The sequence below is a fragment of the Dietzia sp. DQ11-44 genome (assembly GCF_014145205.1).
In the GTDB taxonomy this organism is placed as follows: Bacteria; Actinomycetota; Actinomycetes; order Mycobacteriales; family Mycobacteriaceae; genus Dietzia; species Dietzia natronolimnaea.
Genome location: NZ_JAALEC010000199.1, coordinates 1 through 465 on the forward strand (window position 1 = coordinate 1; position 465 = coordinate 465).

Consider the following 465-nt stretch of genomic DNA (forward strand, 5'->3'; position numbering starts at 1 on the left):
GTTCGTCTATCTGGCGACCGTGATCGACTGCTATTCCAAGAAAGTGGTGGGCTGGTCGATCGCCGATCACATGCGCACCGAACTGGTCGAGACGGCGCTGAAGAACGCTGCCGCGACGACGGTGATCGAGCCGCGGGCGATCTTCCATTCCGACCGCGGAAGCGTCTACACCTCGGGCGACTACCGGCGCTTGGTCAAGAATCTGGGGATGCGTTCCTCGATGGGACGAACGGGCGTGTGCTGGGATAACGCGATGGCCGAGTCGTTCTTCTCAGCATTGAAGAACGAACGCGTCTACCGCACCGTTTACGCCACGAAGAGGCAGGCCAGACGCGACGTCATCAGCTACATCGAGGGGTTCTACAACACCCGACGACGCCATTCAGCGCTCGGCTACAAGCGGCCGAACGAGGTGCACTACGCTGACATCCAGCCGGCGACGGCAGCGTAGAGAAACCATCAACT

General features: G+C 60.6%; 1 protein-coding gene. It reads left to right on the forward strand.

Annotation, left to right across the window (positions count from 1 at the left end):
* Positions 1–451: IS3 family transposase (locus tag G6018_RS06140; RefSeq protein WP_182639175.1), on the forward strand; the 451-nt coding region annotated here is incomplete at its 5' end.
* Positions 452–465: the final 14 nt, after the last annotated feature.